The following is a 17,142-nucleotide window of genomic DNA, read 5'->3' on the forward strand; positions in this document are numbered from 1 at the left end:
CTTCACCCCGCTGCCGCTCCGCACGGCAGCCTAACCCCGGCAGAGCCTCCACTTATCGATGCGGAGATGCTGTTCAGACAACCGGGACCAGCTCACTTCGCGAGATCATGATAAGACCGCGACCTTAAAACTAGGAACAGAGGTTACATTGGCAAAGAAAAAGGCAAGTGCGGCTCGCAGGGAATATACAGCTGCTGATACGAAGCTGCTCACGGCGCACTCCAAAGCGAAAACGCCCGTCGCGAAGATTGCAAAGGAGATGAAGCGAACAGAAGGATCGCTGAGGCAAAAAGCCCGAACCCTGGGGATCGCACTCGGTCATCGGCGCTAAGACAAAAGCCCGGGGTATCACCCGGGCTTTTCCAATAACGGCGGCCTCGCCATTGATCATGAATGCGGCCACGCGCCGCCCACGGACGATTCAGTACGACGCAACATGCCAGGCCCGACCTTGACGCGTTCCAAGTACGTCGCTGGACGAGAGCGGAGTGGGACGCTTGAGCCGGGCATGCGGCGCGCACCCTCTTCGAGCGCGCCAAGCATCGCTGCCTTTGCTACCAGCACACGTTTACGGGCGCGAGGCGCCAACCCCAGCCGGTCCAAACCCGGCGCCAACGGGTGCAGCCGCCATAGCTGGCGTAGCTCCATCCGGGTCCACCCCAGCCCGGAGCGCCCCAGCCCCAACCAGGTCCCCATGCTGCGGCGCTAGCTAATCCCAAGCCGACGCCGAGGCCGATCGCAGGACCGCGCCAGCCCCAGCCTCCGCCGCCCCATCCCGGCCCGCGCCAACCGCCACCACGCCATCCGCCACCGGCCCAGCCACCGCCGTGCCAACTACCGCCGTGGAACCGTTGTGCAGATGCGACGGTCGGGGCCGTCGCGAGAGCGATAGTCAAACCGAGTCCAATGAGTGCTTTCTTGAACATGGAACAACTCCGAAGTTTAGCGAGGGTCATGCTACTTGAACGCCCCTAGCACGGGGCATCAGCAACAGCCCTGATCGGAAGCGATAGGATCCTAAGGTCTAACGCTCGCATCGCCATTCTTTCGATCGCGCCCGCCTTCTGCCATTAAGCTTTTATCGAATTGGGTGCGCACCGGCGCAAAGCGCTGGCTCTTTGTTCGCGCGACATGACCACCCGGCCGCGATCGTCCGGCTCGCGCCGCTACGCAGCCCGTGTCCGCGCCCATGGTGGTTGCGGCCCATCGAGCGCAGGCCGATGCTCTGGAGATCGAAGCACTCGCCAAGCGCGCCTCGCGGACGAATACGACGGGGCGCAGAATAGAGGGGAAGTGGCGACCCGCCAGAACAATCCGGGTTCGGCTAGGCATGTTCCGAGCAAGAACATGCCCGTAACTGCCGCCGACATGGGACTAACCCGGCGCGGGCGTCTACCGTTCCGCCACCGTGCAAATGGAGCTTCCGGCAGGCGGTCGATCCTAGTAGCGAACGCCAGGTCTCAGGCCTCGACGAGCACTCAAAGATATGTCGAGAAACAAAAAGGTCCGGTCAAATAGCCTGGGCCAGTAGAGGCAAAACCGGAATCTGATCCTAGTCGGCAGCATCACCTTCGGGCCAATAAGTTTCCGTCGTGGGCGTAAATTGTCGCCGCCAATATTCCTTCAGTTCCTCGTCTTTCGGTAAATCCTCTCTCGGATCTACCAACTCACCATCTGGCAATACATACGAGTAAGTCGGTGCGGGTATGATACAGGGACATGGAATAGACTCACCGACAGTCGGATACGGCGTCGGTGTAATCGCCTCAACGGCGCTTGGCGGCGGCACGATTCGCGGGTCCGCATAGACAAAGTCGGCACTTGAAGTCGGCACACCACTGCCGCTCCCATAGACAGGACGGGTTGTGCCGATTCCTACTCCCGCAGGAGGCGAGTAGGGCGTACCGCGATAGTTCGACGGCGAACGACTGAAGTTTCCTTCCCGCATCGCAGTCGAGCCCGCGAAAGCCGGCAAGCCCATCGAGATAAGAAAAGCAACTGCAAGCAATTGGGTGTGCCTGATGCGCATGGTTTTCCTCGACGTTTTGTCTACGCAGCAACCATGCGCCGAACCGGCTTCTACCGTATTTCGCTAAGCCCGGAAAATGGCTTCGTGGCGGATACAGCCCGTTTCGTCGGCTGTCCGGGAAAGAAATAAAGCCGGACTGGCCCTTTATCCCGCCAGCGACGACATGTCCGTCAATAACTCCCCTCTCTCACGTGCCTCTGCGGCAGTAGCTCAGCATTGAGCATGTTAACCAGCCGCGCCAGGTCTCATCCTGCAAGTCAAAAAGATCGGCGTGCGGTTTGTAAAGCCGATCGGCCCATAGGTGTTGGCGGTTTCAGCATCGACAGGTTGCACATTCACCCTAAACCGCTTGCCGCTGCGTTGAACTGAACCTTCGAGCACGTTGCGCACATTCAACCCGCGCCCGATCTTTTTGATGTCGAGCGCCATGCCTTGTAGGTGAATGCGGTTTGGCGGCCAATCACGAACGAACCCCCGATGCGCGGCAAGTCTGCGGTCAAGCTCTCTGTGACACCATTCACGAAGTAGTCTTTCTCGGCGTTACCACTTAGGTTAGCGAAGGGCAGCACAACAATGGAACGAGGGGAGTGGTAGGATCGCGAGGTATCCGGACGAGGCCTGTTCGGAAGCGTGGCATAGACCCGGACAACCGCAAACGACTCGACTGTTGCTACGGCCGTTCAAAACGGATGGGTTCACCAGGAAAAGAGAGCCTCACGCCCATGTTCATGCCACGTTTCGAGCTGATGCTTGAGGTACGGGCAGAATACGAACCAATAAGCAAAAGCGTCGGAGGAAACCGTCATGACCTCGAAATTGGCAAGTGCCGTCTGTGTTCTCTCGGTCGTATTCTGTGGCTCTGCAGCAACCGTTCATACCGCATCGGCGCAAGCGCAGTCCATCCCCGCGCCTCCGCTCGCGGGTCCTCCATCGCCGGAGCAAGTGCAGCCGTGGGGCTTGCCGCCGCCGCCGCCGGGCATCGGACCGGTCACTTTGTTTGCGGATATCCATGATCAACCGCAGGGCAAGTTTCTTGAGGGTGGGGCCTTCGACAAAGCAGGCAACTTCTGGTTTGTCGCCATTGGCAGTGGTTGGGTGTCCTACCTCACTCCAGACGCCAAGCTAGTTCCCGTATTCAACTGCAACCCGAAAGGAGACCTCGGTCCCGCTTGCGAGCCGCAGGGCACGCGCTGGCATGACGGCAAGCTTTACGTCACGACGCGCCACCTCGGCGTCCTAATCTATGATCCTGAGACGAAGAAACTAAGCTCGCTCGTTTCGACGTTCCACAACGAACTCTTCAAGGGTCCAAATGATCTCGACTTCGACGCCGAGGGCAATCTGTATTTCACCGATCCTTGGGGAACAGGACCCGGACCCGACGCGGCGGATAGGACCGGCGCGGTCTATCAATATTCCAAAGACGGGATTCTCCGGCGCATCATCACCACCGGCAGCTTTCCCAACGGCATAGCCGTTTCGCCGGATGACGGCACGCTGGCTGTTGCCGATTATGCGAGCAATCGGATGCTGTACTATTCGTTCCTGCGAGGGCCGAATCCCGCCTGCGCCGACTGCGCTAACGATCCGTCGCACACGACATTCTTCTTCGCCACAGCCGGGAGCTACAATCCCGGCAACGGCGGACCTGACGGCATCCACTATGACGTGCATGGGAATCTCTGGGCGGCGTGCGGCATCGGTGGAGTCATCGAGTACGATCCGCGTGGCTTCATTATCGGCTACGTACCGTTGCCAAATGGTGATTCCTCGGCCACGAACTTTGCCTTTGGCGGTGAGAACAACCAGTATATTTACATGGAAGGTGCCGTCAGCGGAACCGTCTACAAGTTCAAGGCACCCTACGCTGGGCTGATTGGGCCAGATGGCGTGCGGTTGGCAGCGCAACCCTGACTTCGCCGTGAGGAGGTGCGCGCACCTTTTCGGAGATGCCGCTGATCGACTTCGGATCGAACGGCAGCGGTTTGGTTTCGTAGGGCATTAGGCGACTCCTTCGCTCAATCTGTGGCTCAACTCTTCGTACTGGCCGTCTTGTCCAGCGCTGCGCGCAGACCCTCGGCGAGCTTCACGGCGTCGTCGTTCGCCCAGAAGTGCATGAAGAACAGGCGCGGCTGCTCGTCGAGCATATGGCTGTGCAGTGCGGTCACCTCGATGCCGTGTGCCCGCAACGCTAGGATGACCGGGTTGACCTCGTCGCCGGTCAGCACGAAATCGCCCGTGATGGCGGCTTTCCCGCCTCCGGTCGGCTGGAAATTGATCCCGATCGCGACGCCCATCGGTCCGACGGGCGTTAACGGCATGCCATCCTGCGTGATCGGGTCTCGCCGCCTGACGTTGAACTGGTAGACGCCGCCGTTGGCTTGGCCCTTCACGCCGATGATCTGGTCGAGCTTCGCGGTGTCGAGATCGACGGCCGGCGGCAGGCTCGCCGGCGCGGCGACCGTCAGCGGCGTCTTGCTCTCGGCCAGTGCATCGTGGATAGCCGAAGCCAGCTTGATGGCATCGCCGTGGCCGGCGACGTGCATGTAGAAGGTCGCCGGGCTTGCCCGCAGCAGGTGGTTGTGCACGGCGGTGATCTCGAGACCGCTCGCGATCATCTTCGCCATCACGGGGTTGATCTCGGTCTCGAGCAGCACGAGGTCGCCCATGACCATGGCGCCGCCGTGGCCTGGCTTGAACGCGACCCAGCCGCCGAGCGCCAGCGCCGGCTTGATCGCCACGCCGTCCAGCGTCACGGAAAGATCGGTGCGTGGGAAGCCGTAGCGGTGGACGTCGTCCGAGACGGCGGGCTTGCGCCCCAGCGTCTCGTCGACCTTCTGCCAGTCGACGCTCTGCGCATGTGCCGCCGAAACGAAGCAACCGGAAGCAGGTGCCAGGATGCATACGCCGAGCGCGAACAGCGCGTGAATTGTCCGTTTCATCGTACTGCTCCTCGAACTCAGTTGCGTTCTTTGATCTGGCCGCTGCTGTCGACGACAAGCGTCACCGGCTTACCGTCCTTCACCGCTTTGGCGGTGGTGCCTTCGGCCGTCGACTTGACGTCTCTCACCTGCGAGTAGCCGGCCGCCTGAATCTTGGCGACCAGCTCTTCCTGGGTCAGGGCGTGGGCGGGCGCCAAGCCAGCCGCCAGCGCTACGAAGAGCGCTGCCCGATAGATCGTCGATGTTCGCATTGCTGATCTCCTGGTTGTCCCTGCCCCAGAAGTCATCAGGCCTTCGGCCTCACTTGCCCTTGTTGGTCGGCCAGTTGTGCAACTCCTTGGTCGCATCGCGGCACCATCGGTAGAACGCGTCGTAGAGCTGGAGACCGGCGTTCAACTGCTCGAGGTCGTCGTCGAACATGCGCGACAGGCCGAGCGACGCCGCGAGCAGGCCGGGCGCCTCCGGAGACAGATCGAGGCGTCCCGTATCGGCGGCGCGGACCATCGTCGCCAACCGCTCCAAGGCAGGTGACGAGAGGCCGAACTCCTTGACCATGACGTCGAAGGTGCAGAGCTCGCCGCGATGGCTCCAAAACGTGTTCTCGATGTCGAATGGCGTGGCCTCGAAACGCTCGGCAACTTCCTCGACCTCAGACGGCGCGACGAACAGGAAGATCGCAGTGGTGTCGACGAAACGGCGGATCAGCCATGGGCAGACGATACGATCGATCTTGGGACGCGCTCGCGTGACCCACACCGTACGACCACCCCCATCGCGCTTGGGAATCTTGCCGTCCGGCACCGTCGGATGGTTGGCTTCCTTCCAGGCGACATGGCCACCTTCGAGGCTTTCGGCAGCGACGTTGCAACAACCGAGCCAGGCCGCGGTGCCTTCGCTGAGTTTCTTGCCCTTGTGGCAGACCACGACGACGGATTGGCCCGTCAGGCGGGAAGCCCAGTCCTGGACATCGAGATGCGAGCGCCGCACGGCGCCGGGGATCAGGCGAGGATCGGCCGAAAAATCCTCGTCGATGCGTACATCGATGAGCGTCGGCGCGGCCGCCGTGCCTACCAGTCGAGACAGTTTATCGGGGGAAATAGAGGTATACGATGCTGACATGCTGCGCCCTTGGTGATTAGGACGCGATTCTTGGGCATGACGCCTCGCGGGGAGATCGCACATCCCCGTAACGCAAATAAAAACCACGAGTGACTTGGTGTCAACCTGCGTCCTACCGCGCGACGTGGGAATATCGGGCGACCGTCACAAAGAATTCAAAACGAGATCGGAACCACGCGAGGCCTTTATGCAACTCGCTCGCCACCGAAGGTAGACCTGCCGGCCCGTGTCGTGATGCGGATGAGTGTGATACCAGACCAACATGTACAGCCAGTAGGCGCTGCCAAAGTCCCCCGCGGGCGCCGTGCGGCCGCGCTCGAGACGTGACGGCAGCGGGAAGTTCACCCGGGCGACCACCAGCGAGACCAGCGCCGCCGCGGCCGAGATCGTCAGAAAGGCGTAGCCAGTCCGGAAGTCTCCCTTCAGCAGGAGGACCAGTGCGATGATGAGGGGACCGATCGTCGCGCCGATCTCGTCCAGTGCGGTGTTCCGCGCGTAGACCCAACCCTTGCCCAGCTCGCCCGTCGTACAGGAGAGCATCACCTCGACAGTTGGCTTGCGCAGCGCCCGCCCGATCCGCTCGGCGAGAACAAGCGCGGCGGCGACCTGCCAGCTTCCGGCGAGCGCCATGGCCGGCACCGCGAAGAGATTGATGACGTAGCCGACGAAGGTGATCAGCCAGTAGCGTCCTGTCCGTTCGGCCGCGTAGCCGGCCGGCAGACGCAGTGCATAGCCAAGAAACTGGCCAAGCCCGCCGTAACGCGACGATGGCAGCGGTCGCTCCGAGTGAGGCCATGAACGGGCCGTTGATGCTGCCGCCGCCTTCGTAGGTGATGTCGCCGAACAGGTTGACGATTCCGGTCGTCATCACGAAGAGAAACGCATCGTCATCACGAAGAGAAACGCAGGCGATGTGACCGAGGCCTATCGAGCCATGGAACGAACTCCCTGCGCCGGCGTCGGCCCCGTGGCGATCGGCCGGTTTTGATGTATCGTCAGCAACCTTGCAGGACCGAGCCGGTTCCTGCTTTTACGGAACCCGATAAAGGCGCTGCAATGAAATTCAAGGATCTGCTGAACGGTTTCATCCGGCTGCACATCCTGCATCATGCCGCCGAGCACGAAATCTATGGCCAGTGGATCATCGAAGAGCTGGCGCGGCACGGTTACAAGCTCAGTCCTGGCACGCTCTATCCGCTGCTGAGCGCGATGGAACAGCGCGGCTACCTCAAATCCCGCAAGCAGCGCGAGGGCCGCACCGCCCGAAAGCTATATCGTGCCACGCCTTTGGGCAAAAAAGGGCTCGCGCTGGCCAAGGTCCGCCTCAAGGAATTCACCGGCGAGGCCATGAAGGGATAGGAACCGCCCTCCACCCGGGAAGTTGCTTGCCTTCATCGGAATATCGGTTATCGATATCGGAACCCGATAAAGCCGCCGCGGGCTGGGGCGCAGCCTGGTGGAAGGATTCCGACATGACAATAGATCGCCGCTCCCTGCTCGCCGGCGGGGCGCTCCTCCCGCTCGTCGGGCTGCAGACCCGAATGTCGCCCGCCCTCGCACAAGGCGACCAGGAGAAGGCCGACTACTCCTTGCGGATCGCGACCGGCCTTGCCGAATTGGCGCCCGACCACATTGCTTCGACGACGCTCTACAACGGTCAGTTTCCGGGCCGCTGCTGCGCTTCGAGGAAGACCAACGTGCCGTCGTCGACGTTTACAACGACACCGACGTGCCGGAGCTCGTCCACTGGCACGGCCAGATGATACCGAGCGACGTCGACGGGGCGGCCGAGGAAGGCACGCCCTTCGTCCCGCCGCATGGGATGCGGCGCATCTCTTTCGTACCGAAACCCTCCGGCTTCCGCTTCTACCACACCCACGTCGTGGCCGGCGCCGACCTCAACCGCGGCACCTATACCGGCCAGGTTGGACCGGTCTATATCGCGCCCAAAAATGAGCCCGGCACCTACGATCGCGAGGTTTTCCTGACGCTCAAGGAGTTCGCGCCCTCGTTCAGTCGCGGCGGCGACATGGCGATGGATTTCCTAGCCGGCGAGGAGGTCAAGGATCTGAAGGACCTCGGCAAGAAGTCCGACGACGAGGCCCAGGAAAAGACGAAGGGGTTCGAGGTGGGTTACGACCTGTTCTCGATCAACGGCAAGATGTTGGGGCATGGCGATCCTGTCCGGGTCAAGCAAGGCGAGCGCGTGCTGTTCCACGTGCTGAACGGCAGCGCCGGCGAGATCCGGAGCCTCGCGCTGCCAGGGCACTCGTTCAGGGTCGTCGCGCTGGACGGCAACCCCGTGCCTGCGCTGAAGGACGTGCCGGTCCTCTGGCTCGGGACGGCCGAGCGCGTCTCGGCTATCGTCGAGATGAATCACCCGGGCGTCTGGGTCATGGGCGACCTTGCCGACGACGATCGCAAGCGGGGAATGGGGATTGTCGTCGAGTATGCCGGTGCCAGAGGCAAGCCGCAGTGGACGAAACCGAAGCCCTACAAGTGGGATTACACGCTGTTCGGCAAGGCTGGGGCGTCCCCGACAAAGCCGGACGAGACGATGGAATTCACGATCCTCAAACGCAACGGAGCGCTGAACGGCTTCAACCAGTGGACCATGAACGGCGAAGCGTTCTCGATGGACACGATGAAGCCGATGTACAAAGTTCAGCAGGGTCGGCGCTATCGTCTGAAATTCCGCAACGGCAGCGACGACATCCACCCTCTGCACCTCCACCGCCACAGCTTCGAACTTGTGCGGGTCGGCGGCAAGCAGACATCCGGCGTCCTCAAGGACGTCGTGATGCTCGGCGGTTTCCAGGAGATCGAGTTCGACTTCGTCGCCGACAATCCGGGAACGACGCTCTTCCACTGCTATCAGCAACTGCACATGGACTTCGGGTTCATGGCCCTGTTCGAGTACGCGTGAAACATGGACACCACCGCAGAAGCAACGACCATCTCCGCACGACGCGGCTCGCCGCTGGAGGTGCTGCGCATCTTCCTCAAGCTCGGCCTGACTTGCTTCGGCGGTCCCATCGCGCACATCGGCTACTTCCGCGACGAGTTCGTCGTGCGGCGAAAGTGGATCGACGAACATGCCTACGCCGACCTGGTGGGGCTTTGCCAATTCCTGCCAGGCCCCGCCAGCAGCCAGGTCGGCTTCTCGATCGGACTGATGCGGGCCGGCTACCTAGGCGCGCTTGCCGCCTGGACCGGATTCACCCTTCCGTCGGCCGCGATCCTCGTCCTCTTCGCCTACGGAGCCGGCGCGCTGAGCGGACCGGTCGGCGCCGGCCTGCTGCACGGACTGAAGCTGACGGCTGTCGCCATTGTGGCGCAGGCGGTCTGGGGAATGGCGCGCAATCTCTGTCCCGACCGCGAGCGCGCATCGATAGCGGTCGTGGCGGCGCTGATCATCCTCTTCAGCACTGCTTCGATCGCCCAGATCGGCTCGATCGTTCTCGGCGGCCTCGCCGGCCTGTGGCTGTGCCGCAGCGACGCGCCGGCACCATCCGGACACGTCGAGATTCCAGTGTCGCGGACCGTGGGCTCGATCACCCTCGGGATGTTCTTCGTCCTGCTGGCGGGGCTGCCCGCGCTGCGCGGCGCGACGGGATCCGCCGGCGTCGCCCTGTTCGACGCCTTCTACCGCTCCGGCGCGCTCGTCTTCGGTGGCGGCCACGTCGTGCTGCCGCTCCTCCGCGAGGCCTTCGTGGCGCCCGGCTGGCTGAGCGACGACGCCTTCCTCGCCGGTTACGGCGCCGCCCAGGCGGTACCGGGCCCCCTTTTCACGTTCGCGGCCTACCTCGGCACGGTGGTCTCTCCAGAGCCGCATGGGCTCGCCGGAGCGGCGCTCGGCCTCATCGGCATCTTCCTGCCCGGGATCCTGATCCTGCTCGGCGCCCTGCCGTTCTGGGACTCGTTCCGGAAGCGCGCCGGCGCCCAGGCGATGATGCGGGGCGTCAACGCCGCGGTGGTCGGCGTGCTCGGCGCTGCGCTGTACGACCCGGTCTGGACCACGACCGTCCACTCAGGCAAGGATTTCGGCATTGCTCTGGTAGGCTTCGTCTTACTGGTCGCCTGGCGAGCCCCACCGCTCGTCGTCGTGGCGTTCAGCGCCGCGGCCGGCGCCGCGATGGCTCTGATCTGAGATTTGGAAAAGGCGGTCGGTTTCACTGGCCGAATTAAGCCAATCTTCAACGAAATTGCTGAGAATGCCCGGTCTATCTGGAGATCGCACGTGGACCAGATCCGGACCGAGTCCTCGCGGGTGCCCGCCCTCGACCTGCTGCGCCTCATCGCCGTCGGCGCCGTGATCCTATACCACTACGGCTTCTGGGGTCCGGCCTCACACGGCGAGACCCAGGTGGCGCTCCCAGCGTTGGGTCCGTTCGCCCAGTACGGCTTCCTCGGCGTCCCGGTTTTCTTCGCCATCAGCGGCTTCGTGATCGCCTACTCCGCGGAGGGGCGCACGCCGATCGGCTTCGCCATCGCCCGCTTCAGCCGCATTTACCCGACGTTCGTCCTCTGCATGACCCTGACCTTCGCGGCGACGGCACTTTTCGGCGCCGGCCATTTTGAGGTGACGACCAGGCAATGGCTCGCCAACCTGTTCATCGCGGCGCCGATGCTGGGTCAGCCCTACGTCGACACGTCCTACTGGTCGCTAGTAATCGAGGTCGTGTTCTATGCTTGGGTCGCCCTCTTCATGGCGCTTGGACTGTTTCCGCGTCGGATCGACGCGATCATCGTCGCATGGCTCGCGATCACCTTCGCCAACGAATTGACGATCGACGCGCCGATCTTCGAGAAGCTCTTCATGGCTGACGACAGCGGCTTCTTCGCGGTCGGCCTTCTGATCTACCAGCACTACCGCGGTCGCCGCGACCTTCGCTGGTGGGTGCTGTCAGCGCTGTCGCTCGGGACCGCCGTCTTCCAGTCCATCCACAAGCTGGAACGGCTCGGCGTACACCCTCACGCCAGCTACGATCCGTGGGTGGTCGCCGCGATCTCCGTCGTGGGACTGGGACTTGTGTTTCTCGCGACGAGGATCAAACGCCTGCCGCTGCCGGCAAAAGTCGTGCTGGCCGCCGGCGGCGTCACTTACCCGCTCTACCTGCTGCACATGCAGCTCGGCTACGTGATCTTCACCGCGGTGGCACCGCAAGCGCACGTCGTGGCCATCACCTGTGCCATCGTGGTCGGCGCATTCGTCCTCGCCTACGGCGTCTGGCGTTTTTTCGAGAGCTGGGCTCATCCGCTGGTCAAATTTGCGCTGTCCAGTACCGCCGACAGGCTAGGACGTCTTTTCTCCGGGACCAGCTTCGAGGCTCGGTAGCCCGCGTGAAATCAAGCCGCATCGTCTCGACATTCTGACGACAATCCGCCGGCTACCTCGGCCTCGAACGAGACCTCGGTGGTGCAGTGGGGCTCCTTTGGCGAAAAGCGCGTGCTGCTGACCGCCGACGTCGGGCCAGAAGGTCTGGCCGAGGCGGCCGACTACGCTGGGCTGATCAGCCCAGTGATCCAGCCGACGTTGGTGCAGATTCCGCATCACGGTAGACGCCGCAACGTTACCTCCACGGTGCTCAACCGCTGGCTGGGCAAATACCCCGCAGTGGGCAACGGCAGCGCCATCGCATCGGTCGGCAAAAACGAAGACATCTATCCGCGCACAAGGGTCGCCAACGCATTCACGCGACGCGGCTACAACGTCTACGCCACCCATACTGGCTGGGTCAGTTTCCGTCACGAGTACGATAGGCGCGAAGGCGCGGTTGCCGTCGACATCATCCCGTTCAACCCGGATGTCGACGATGATTTAGCTGCTCCCGAAGTTCGACAAGTACACCCTGTATGCCCGATTGTTCCCGGCCATCATCGCGGGAGCGCCAGCCATCGCGCTGGCCTGGACGGTCATTGGGAGCAAGGAGCTGAGATTGGTGCAGGCCATCGCGGGCACCGCCCTGGCCGTGCTGCTGATGGTGTTCGGCGACGTCGCCAGAAGGCGGGGCAAGGCTATAGAGCCGTGCCTGGCCGAGCAGATGGGCGGCCTGCCAAGCATCACGATGCTACGGCACCGCGACACGACGTTTGACGCAGCGACAAAAGCCAGGATGCATGCGTTCCTAGCCGAAAAGCTGGCCGAGCCGGCACCGACAGCAGAACAGGAAGCCACTGCGCCAGAAACCGCGGACGGTTTCTACGCGCGAGCCGGCAACTGGCTACGTGAGAATACGCGCAGCAAGAAGAAGTTCGACATCCTGTTCAACGAAAACGTCACTTATGGCTATCGGCGCAATCTATTTGCCCTCAAGTGGCCGGCCTTGACCTTAAACATCCTGATCGTCATCGGCAGTGCCGCATATTTGTGGATACAGCAAGGCTCGCTTGATCTGCTGCCGGTTTCTGTCATCGCCTTCCTGCACGCAGCCTATCTGGCGATCTTCTCAACCCGATCGGCCGTCGAAGAAGCGTCCCGCATTTATGCACGCCAGCTACTGCTCAGCTCGGAATCGGCAGAACTTCGGAAGCCGCCGCCAGCAACCGCCAAACCGCGCCCTCCGAAGAAGAAAGCTGAAGAGCCCGGCGCTCTCGCGACCTAAATCGTGAACCAACCAACTATCGCGCCTGAAATCAAGCATGGGCCAGCAATCTCTCTGGGATCGTAGCAATTCCGCTGGAGCGGCCACCGAGCCAGCTTGCTAACGATGTCTTATGTCCCAGTTCGTCACGCCCGCAATGATCGTTGATGCCCTAAAGGCGCTGTCCGATAATCCTTCCAAGACGCGCGCAAGCTTTTTCCGAGGGCAGTGTGTTCGCGGTGCCTATATCCCTTCAGATCAGGCGAGCGAAATTACGAAATCGATGAGTTTCACAAAGCCATCCCGCGTGCTCGGACGATTTTCTGTGGAAGACGACAATAGCGGAATAATCCATGCCGACCGAGCTGCCTTGCGCGGTTTTAGTTTCCGGCTTGGCAGAAACGGCCATCGCTCAGATCTTCTCACGCAGAGCGCTCCGGTTCATTATGCAAAAACGCTTGACCAAATGCTGGCCTTCCTTAAGGCGCATACTCCGGGACAGGACGGTAAGCGAGACGCGGAAAGGATCCGGAGTTTCTTCGCGGCCAATCCCGAAAGCTTGCATCAAGCAGAATATCTTACGGCGCTTCCGCTGCTCACGAACTTTGCAAGCACGACCTACTGGGGCGTGCACTCCTTTTCCGCAACCAACTCGAAAGGCGAGACACGGTATATAAAGATCAAGATCGCACCAGTTAGCGGTGCCATGCCGCCGAGCGATGACGAGCCCAAGTTGCCGTCCAACGAGTTTCTGAGCAACGAACTCAGGACTCGGATCGCGAAAGGTGACGTACGATTTAGCGTCCTGGCGCTGCTCGACCGTCCAAATGATCCTATCCAAGACGTGACTGTGCGATGGCCGGACGAGGATTGTCGAGAGTCGGTGCGCCTCGGAACGCTTGTTGTTACCTGTGTCGACCCCAACGACATATGCGACTCGTCGATCTTCGATCCAGCCAATCTAGCCGAAGGTGTCGGGTATCCGCCGGATGAGATCTTTCAGGCACGGCGCGTGGTCTACAAACTGTCGCTTGCTCGGCGCCGCTAACTGATGCCCGGAATCTTCTTGATTCAAGCCTCACCTTCATGGACACCCAACATTTCGCGGCGCCAAACGGCGGGACTAACGCCGACTGCAGCAGAAAATACTCTCGTAAAATGGCTCTGATGGGCAAACCCGGCTGAGATGGCGATCTCGGCGAGCGGCAGGTCGCGTAGGGTCATCAACTGCTTGGCCGCCTTCAAACGCTGACGAAGGAGCCATTGGTGCGGCGGAAAGCCCGTAGAGACACGAAACGCGCGAGAAAAATGGTCAACCGAGAGGTCAAATTCAGCCGCGATCTGATCCAGTGAAAGTTTGCCGCCAAGGTCAGATTCAAGTCTCTCGCAGGCGCGCTTTACTTGCCACGGGGCCAGACCACCGCGAGTTAGTTTCGTAAGTCGCTCGACGCCGCCATAGGCTTGAGCAATGTGCGCTGAGAAGGCAAGCATCATGTGATCGATGAAAAGCCGACTGGCCTCCTCAGGCCGACGCAGCCCATCCAATAGTGCCCCGCCGATATGACGCATCACCGAATCATCGTAGCCAGAACCAAACCCGAAGGCGAGATCGTTGATGCGGGTGCGAGATTCTGCAGAGATACCGTCGAGCACCAAACGCGGAAGGTAGAATTGAATGGAATGGAATGGCTTATCGACAATATAGCGCGGGTCTTGCCTGAGGTCGTACAACCATGTTGTACCCGCTTTGACGTCCGCCTTCGCTACGCTTTTGCCGTCTTTCCAGAGCTCGCAGGCTGGGTAATCCTGGAGCTTCAAGCTGACGAGATAGGCCTCGTCGGCCAATGAACCGGAGAGGCCCGGCGCCGGGTTGTCATCATGCGTTTCGGTGACCGCGAGTTCCGAACCGCGCAGCGAACGTATGACAAGCGAGGGCGGCGCGTCCCTCATGTGCATGTACTGCCCAACCCTATGTCCGAAGGTGCTTGCCTGCGCCATAGCTTATCCGTTGGGTTGAACCGGCAGGATCAAACGTTTCCGAGGAGTTCATGCTGACTAACTGGAATCAGAACAACCGTCCAGACAACTCTCGGAAAGAGGCAGCTTTGGGTAACGGTTCCGTCAGCACCCGGCAGAACGATTTTCAGCGTGATTTCAACGGGGTTGGACCGCTTCGTACGATTGATGAAAAGACAGCGCCGATCATCGATCGGTTAGATCGTGCATTTTGGAAAGCCCGGCTGGCCCTTCGAGCGGATTTAGGCAAATCTCGTCGGTTTTGGGAAAGAGCCCGTAGTCCTACGCGCCTAGAACTCCCATCGAAAGCTCGCGACGTTGAGACGGATCGAAGCGGAAACGGCAGAGCGCTCGTATGAGTGCCGACCCGCAGATGACGCCTCGTGGCACGAGCTCAGGCCCCAAACCAGCAAGCCGCCATGAGCGAACCAAACAACACCTCGACATATCCATCTGCGGCGTCAGGCGTATCCCGGAATGACCGGCGGACGGCCGATGAGGAGATGGCCCGTGTCCTTGGCACCGAACCATTCCGCATGGCTTTGGATGCTTCCGGGGCTGGGATCGCCCACTGGAAACATGATCCGCTGCACGACGTCGTCGAGCCGATGACTCACCACGTTGTGATGGCCTATAATGGTTCGACACAGCGCATGGAGCGCCGCTCAGGAAAGTCGTTTGAGACCGGCACATTTCGCCGCGGCGTCGTGATAATTATCCCAGAGGGATCAAGCTCCAGGTGGGACATTCCGAAACCTGTTGATGTCGTTCAGCTCTATCTTCCTCACGTAACGTTAAAGCGCGTTGCCGACGAAGCCGAGACCGCCGCACCAACCGACCTTTTGGAGCGAACGGCGCATCCAGACCCCATAACATCCCGATTGCTTTTGAGCACAGTTGGCGTCCTGGAAGGCAATAGGACTCTAGATACGCTGTTCCGGACTCAGCTGACAGATCTCCTGGCCACACGCCTTCTGGCTGCTCACAGCAGCTCGCCAACTACGTTTCAGTCCATCACGGGTGGCCTGTCACCCAAGGTTCTGCTCCGTGCCATCGAACGATTGTGCTCTGACAGCGACGCCGATGTCTCCCTCGACGCTCTGGCTTCAGATGCTGGCCTTTCGCGCTTTCACTTCTGCCGTGCCTTCAAGGAGAGCACTGGGCTTTCACCTCATGCTTGGCTGCGTCGACATCAGCTCGAGCGAGCCATGAGCATGTTGCGGGATACCGAGGCATCAATCGCCTTGGTTGCAGCGGAGCTTGGCTACGCATCACAAACGGCCTTCGCCGCGGCTTTCAGACGATCGGCCGGCGAAACCCCGAGCGATTGGCGGCGGCGGGCGCGTTAGCGACCAGCGCACCGTGACTGAACGAAGACCTTCCGAACGCGAGGACCGCCCCATGAACAACCCGATCGAGCACGATCCCTTGAGGGCTCTGCTAGTCTCAACCGGTGCGCCTCACACCGACGCCCATGCCACCGAACGGCGCGATGCCGATGCGGAGATGGCGCGCGTCCTTAAGACCGCACCGCTCCAGATGGCCAAAGATCCTTCTAATGGCACCATAGCTCATTGGAAGCATGGGGCTCTGCACGACGTGGTGGAGCCTATGACCGACCACGTCATTATGACTTACCCTACCGGCGTTCAGCGCTTGGAACGACGCACCGGCAAATCGGTGTCAGTTGGCGCGGCACGCTCCGGCGTGGTGACGATTATTCCGGCAGGTTCAAGCGCAAGGTGGGATATTCCTGGCTTGGTCGACGTCATTCAACTCTATCTGCCGCAAACAACACTCGAACGCGTTAGCCGCGAAGCCGGTGCCTCCGATCCAGGCCAGCTTATCGAACGAACGGGGCATTCGGATCCCGTCACATCCGCATTGCTTATGACCGCCGCGGAGGCGTTAGAGGGCAATGCGATCCTCGACAACCTTTTCAGGCAGCAACTGACGGATCTCTTGGCTACGCGCATCCTGGCTGAGCATACGGGCGCGCCAACCCCGTTTGAACCGATCACCGGAGGGTTGTCGCCCCATGCTTTGCGACGAGCGATCGAACGCCTGCGCTCAGCCAGCAATACTGACTTATCACTAACTACGCTCGCATCGGACGCCGGTCTGTCGCGCTTCCATTTCTGTCGTGCCTTCAAAGAAAGCACAGGGCTTTCGCCCCATGCCTGGCTGCGTCAGCAGCAACTGGAGAAAGCTATGAACATGTTGCGCGATACCAATGTGTCGATCTTGTCGGTGGCCAAAGTTCTTGGCTATGCCTCGCCAACAGCTTTCGCCGCCGCATTCAAGCGAATGACAGGTGAAACGCCAAGCGATTGGCGACGACGCATGCGGTAGCCGCAATTGCTCTGTAGGTGGAGCAATCGCTCTTGCGCAATGGCAGACCCGACCCGCTAAATCATCACGGTGCCCACGATACAAGCCGACGGAGATTACA

17 protein-coding genes and 1 pseudogene are annotated in these 17,142 nt (G+C 61.2%); 11 read left to right on the forward strand and 7 right to left on the reverse strand.

The genetic code is table 11. From position 1 onward, the window contains the following. The first annotated feature begins 148 nt into the window (after positions 1-148). Entirely contained in the window at positions 149-331 is a 183-nt protein-coding gene (locus ABIA96_RS31225; protein ID WP_354140768.1) for a hypothetical protein, read from the forward strand. A 1,221-nt stretch (positions 332-1,552) separates the two neighbouring features. Here ABIA96_RS31225 and ABIA96_RS31230 read toward each other — a convergent pair. Continuing rightward, positions 1,553-2,029 carry a hypothetical protein gene (locus tag ABIA96_RS31230; RefSeq protein ID WP_354140769.1) on the reverse strand — a complete coding sequence of 159 codons (477 nt, stop codon included), beginning with the start codon at positions 2,027-2,029 and terminating at the stop codon, positions 1,553-1,555. A gap of 203 nt (positions 2,030-2,232) precedes the next feature. Then, positions 2,233-2,616 (reverse strand): annotated as a pseudogene (locus ABIA96_RS31235) (hypothetical protein); the annotation flags it as partial. Positions 2,617-2,833: 217 nt separating this feature from the next. Here ABIA96_RS31235 and ABIA96_RS31240 point away from each other — a divergent pair. Continuing rightward, entirely contained in the window at positions 2,834-3,943 is a 1,110-nt protein-coding gene (locus tag ABIA96_RS31240) for an SMP-30/gluconolactonase/LRE family protein (protein WP_354140770.1), read from the forward strand. 116 nt (positions 3,944-4,059) lie between these two features. Here ABIA96_RS31240 and ABIA96_RS31245 read toward each other — a convergent pair whose 3' ends face one another. From ABIA96_RS31245 to ABIA96_RS31260, 4 genes are all read right to left on the reverse strand, one after another. Continuing rightward, complete coding sequence (locus tag ABIA96_RS31245; RefSeq protein ID WP_354140771.1) at positions 4,060-4,971, reverse strand: DUF1259 domain-containing protein; 912 nt, start codon at positions 4,969-4,971, stop codon at positions 4,060-4,062. Positions 4,972-4,988: 17 nt separating this feature from the next. After that, a complete protein-coding gene (locus ABIA96_RS31250) occupies positions 4,989-5,222 on the reverse strand; it encodes a PepSY domain-containing protein (protein WP_354140772.1) in 234 nt (77 codons plus the stop codon). A gap of 49 nt (positions 5,223-5,271) precedes the next feature. Continuing rightward, entirely contained in the window at positions 5,272-6,090 is an 819-nt protein-coding gene (locus ABIA96_RS31255) for a chromate resistance protein ChrB domain-containing protein (protein WP_354140773.1), read from the reverse strand. Between the two features lie 144 nt (positions 6,091-6,234). Next, a complete protein-coding gene (locus tag ABIA96_RS31260; protein WP_354140774.1) occupies positions 6,235-6,720 on the reverse strand; it encodes an MFS transporter in 486 nt (161 codons plus the stop codon). A 357-nt stretch (positions 6,721-7,077) separates the two neighbouring features. Here ABIA96_RS31260 and ABIA96_RS31265 point away from each other — a divergent pair, with 357 nt between their 5' ends. The 7 genes from ABIA96_RS31265 to ABIA96_RS31295 all read left to right on the forward strand — a co-directional run bounded on the left by ABIA96_RS31265 (position 7,078) and on the right by ABIA96_RS31295 (position 13,722). Beyond that, positions 7,078-7,449: a PadR family transcriptional regulator gene (locus tag ABIA96_RS31265; protein WP_502918860.1), complete on the forward strand. Its 372-nt coding sequence runs from the start codon at positions 7,078-7,080 to the stop codon at positions 7,447-7,449. 113 nt (positions 7,450-7,562) lie between these two features. Then, positions 7,563-7,853, forward strand: a complete 291-nt coding sequence (locus ABIA96_RS31270; RefSeq protein ID WP_354140880.1) for a cupredoxin domain-containing protein — start codon at positions 7,563-7,565, stop codon at positions 7,851-7,853. Then, positions 7,766-9,016 (forward strand): multicopper oxidase family protein, encoded by a 1,251-nt coding sequence (locus tag ABIA96_RS31275; RefSeq protein WP_354140875.1) that lies wholly within the window; start codon positions 7,766-7,768, stop codon positions 9,014-9,016. Before ABIA96_RS31270 ends, ABIA96_RS31275 begins: the two co-directional genes overlap by 88 nt. A gap of 3 nt (positions 9,017-9,019) precedes the next feature. Then, on the forward strand, positions 9,020-10,240 hold the full coding sequence (chrA, locus tag ABIA96_RS31280) for a chromate efflux transporter (RefSeq protein ID WP_354140775.1): 1,221 nt from the start codon (positions 9,020-9,022) through the stop codon (positions 10,238-10,240). Positions 10,241-10,330: 90 nt separating this feature from the next. After that, the gene (locus ABIA96_RS31285; RefSeq protein WP_354140876.1) at positions 10,331-11,428 is read left to right on the forward strand and encodes an acyltransferase family protein; all 1,098 of its coding nucleotides are present in this window, start codon (positions 10,331-10,333) and stop codon (positions 11,426-11,428) included. A 604-nt stretch (positions 11,429-12,032) separates the two neighbouring features. Beyond that, positions 12,033-12,695, forward strand: a complete 663-nt coding sequence (locus ABIA96_RS31290; protein WP_354140877.1) for a hypothetical protein — start codon at positions 12,033-12,035, stop codon at positions 12,693-12,695. A 112-nt stretch (positions 12,696-12,807) separates the two neighbouring features. Next, entirely contained in the window at positions 12,808-13,722 is a 915-nt protein-coding gene (locus ABIA96_RS31295) for a catalase (protein WP_354140776.1), read from the forward strand. A gap of 23 nt (positions 13,723-13,745) precedes the next feature. On the opposite strand, the gene ABIA96_RS31300 is transcribed toward ABIA96_RS31295, so the two are convergent. Continuing rightward, positions 13,746-14,672: a helix-turn-helix domain-containing protein gene (locus ABIA96_RS31300; protein WP_354140777.1), complete on the reverse strand. Its 927-nt coding sequence runs from the start codon at positions 14,670-14,672 to the stop codon at positions 13,746-13,748. A 437-nt stretch (positions 14,673-15,109) separates the two neighbouring features. Between ABIA96_RS31300 and ABIA96_RS31305 the strand changes: the two genes are divergently transcribed. Together ABIA96_RS31305 and ABIA96_RS31310 are read left to right on the forward strand one after the other, a co-directional pair. Next, the gene (locus ABIA96_RS31305; protein WP_354140778.1) at positions 15,110-16,039 is read left to right on the forward strand and encodes a helix-turn-helix domain-containing protein; all 930 of its coding nucleotides are present in this window, start codon (positions 15,110-15,112) and stop codon (positions 16,037-16,039) included. A 52-nt stretch (positions 16,040-16,091) separates the two neighbouring features. Beyond that, positions 16,092-17,042, forward strand: a complete 951-nt coding sequence (locus tag ABIA96_RS31310) for a helix-turn-helix domain-containing protein (protein ID WP_354140779.1) — start codon at positions 16,092-16,094, stop codon at positions 17,040-17,042. Positions 17,043-17,142: the final 100 nt, after the last annotated feature.

Source organism: Bradyrhizobium sp. LB11.1, from assembly GCF_040549385.1.
Lineage (GTDB): Bacteria > Pseudomonadota > Alphaproteobacteria > Rhizobiales > Xanthobacteraceae > Bradyrhizobium.

Bases quoted from the DNA above. Each gene is read 5' to 3' on its own strand.
- ABIA96_RS31245 (WP_354140771.1), bottom strand. From the start codon at position 4,971: ATGAAACGGACAATTCACGCGCTGTTCGCGCTCGGCGTATGCATCCTG.
- chrA (WP_354140775.1), top strand. From the start codon at position 9,020: ATGGACACCACCGCAGAAGCAACGACCATCTCCGCACGACGCGGCTCG.
- ABIA96_RS31310 (WP_354140779.1), top strand. From the start codon at position 16,092: ATGAACAACCCGATCGAGCACGATCCCTTGAGGGCTCTGCTAGTCTCA.
- ABIA96_RS31270 (WP_354140880.1), top strand. From the start codon at position 7,563: ATGACAATAGATCGCCGCTCCCTGCTCGCCGGCGGGGCGCTCCTCCCG.
- ABIA96_RS31265 (WP_502918860.1), top strand. From the start codon at position 7,078: ATGTATCGTCAGCAACCTTGCAGGACCGAGCCGGTTCCTGCTTTTACG.
- ABIA96_RS31255 (WP_354140773.1), bottom strand. From the start codon at position 6,090: ATGTCAGCATCGTATACCTCTATTTCCCCCGATAAACTGTCTCGACTG.
- ABIA96_RS31260 (WP_354140774.1), bottom strand. From the start codon at position 6,720: ATGGCGCTCGCCGGAAGCTGGCAGGTCGCCGCCGCGCTTGTTCTCGCC.
- ABIA96_RS31300 (WP_354140777.1), bottom strand. From the start codon at position 14,672: ATGGCGCAGGCAAGCACCTTCGGACATAGGGTTGGGCAGTACATGCAC.
- ABIA96_RS31295 (WP_354140776.1), top strand. From the start codon at position 12,808: ATGTCCCAGTTCGTCACGCCCGCAATGATCGTTGATGCCCTAAAGGCG.
- ABIA96_RS31240 (WP_354140770.1), top strand. From the start codon at position 2,834: ATGACCTCGAAATTGGCAAGTGCCGTCTGTGTTCTCTCGGTCGTATTC.
- ABIA96_RS31305 (WP_354140778.1), top strand. From the start codon at position 15,110: ATGAGCGAACCAAACAACACCTCGACATATCCATCTGCGGCGTCAGGC.
- ABIA96_RS31230 (WP_354140769.1), bottom strand. From the start codon at position 2,029: ATGCGCATCAGGCACACCCAATTGCTTGCAGTTGCTTTTCTTATCTCG.
- ABIA96_RS31250 (WP_354140772.1), bottom strand. From the start codon at position 5,222: ATGCGAACATCGACGATCTATCGGGCAGCGCTCTTCGTAGCGCTGGCG.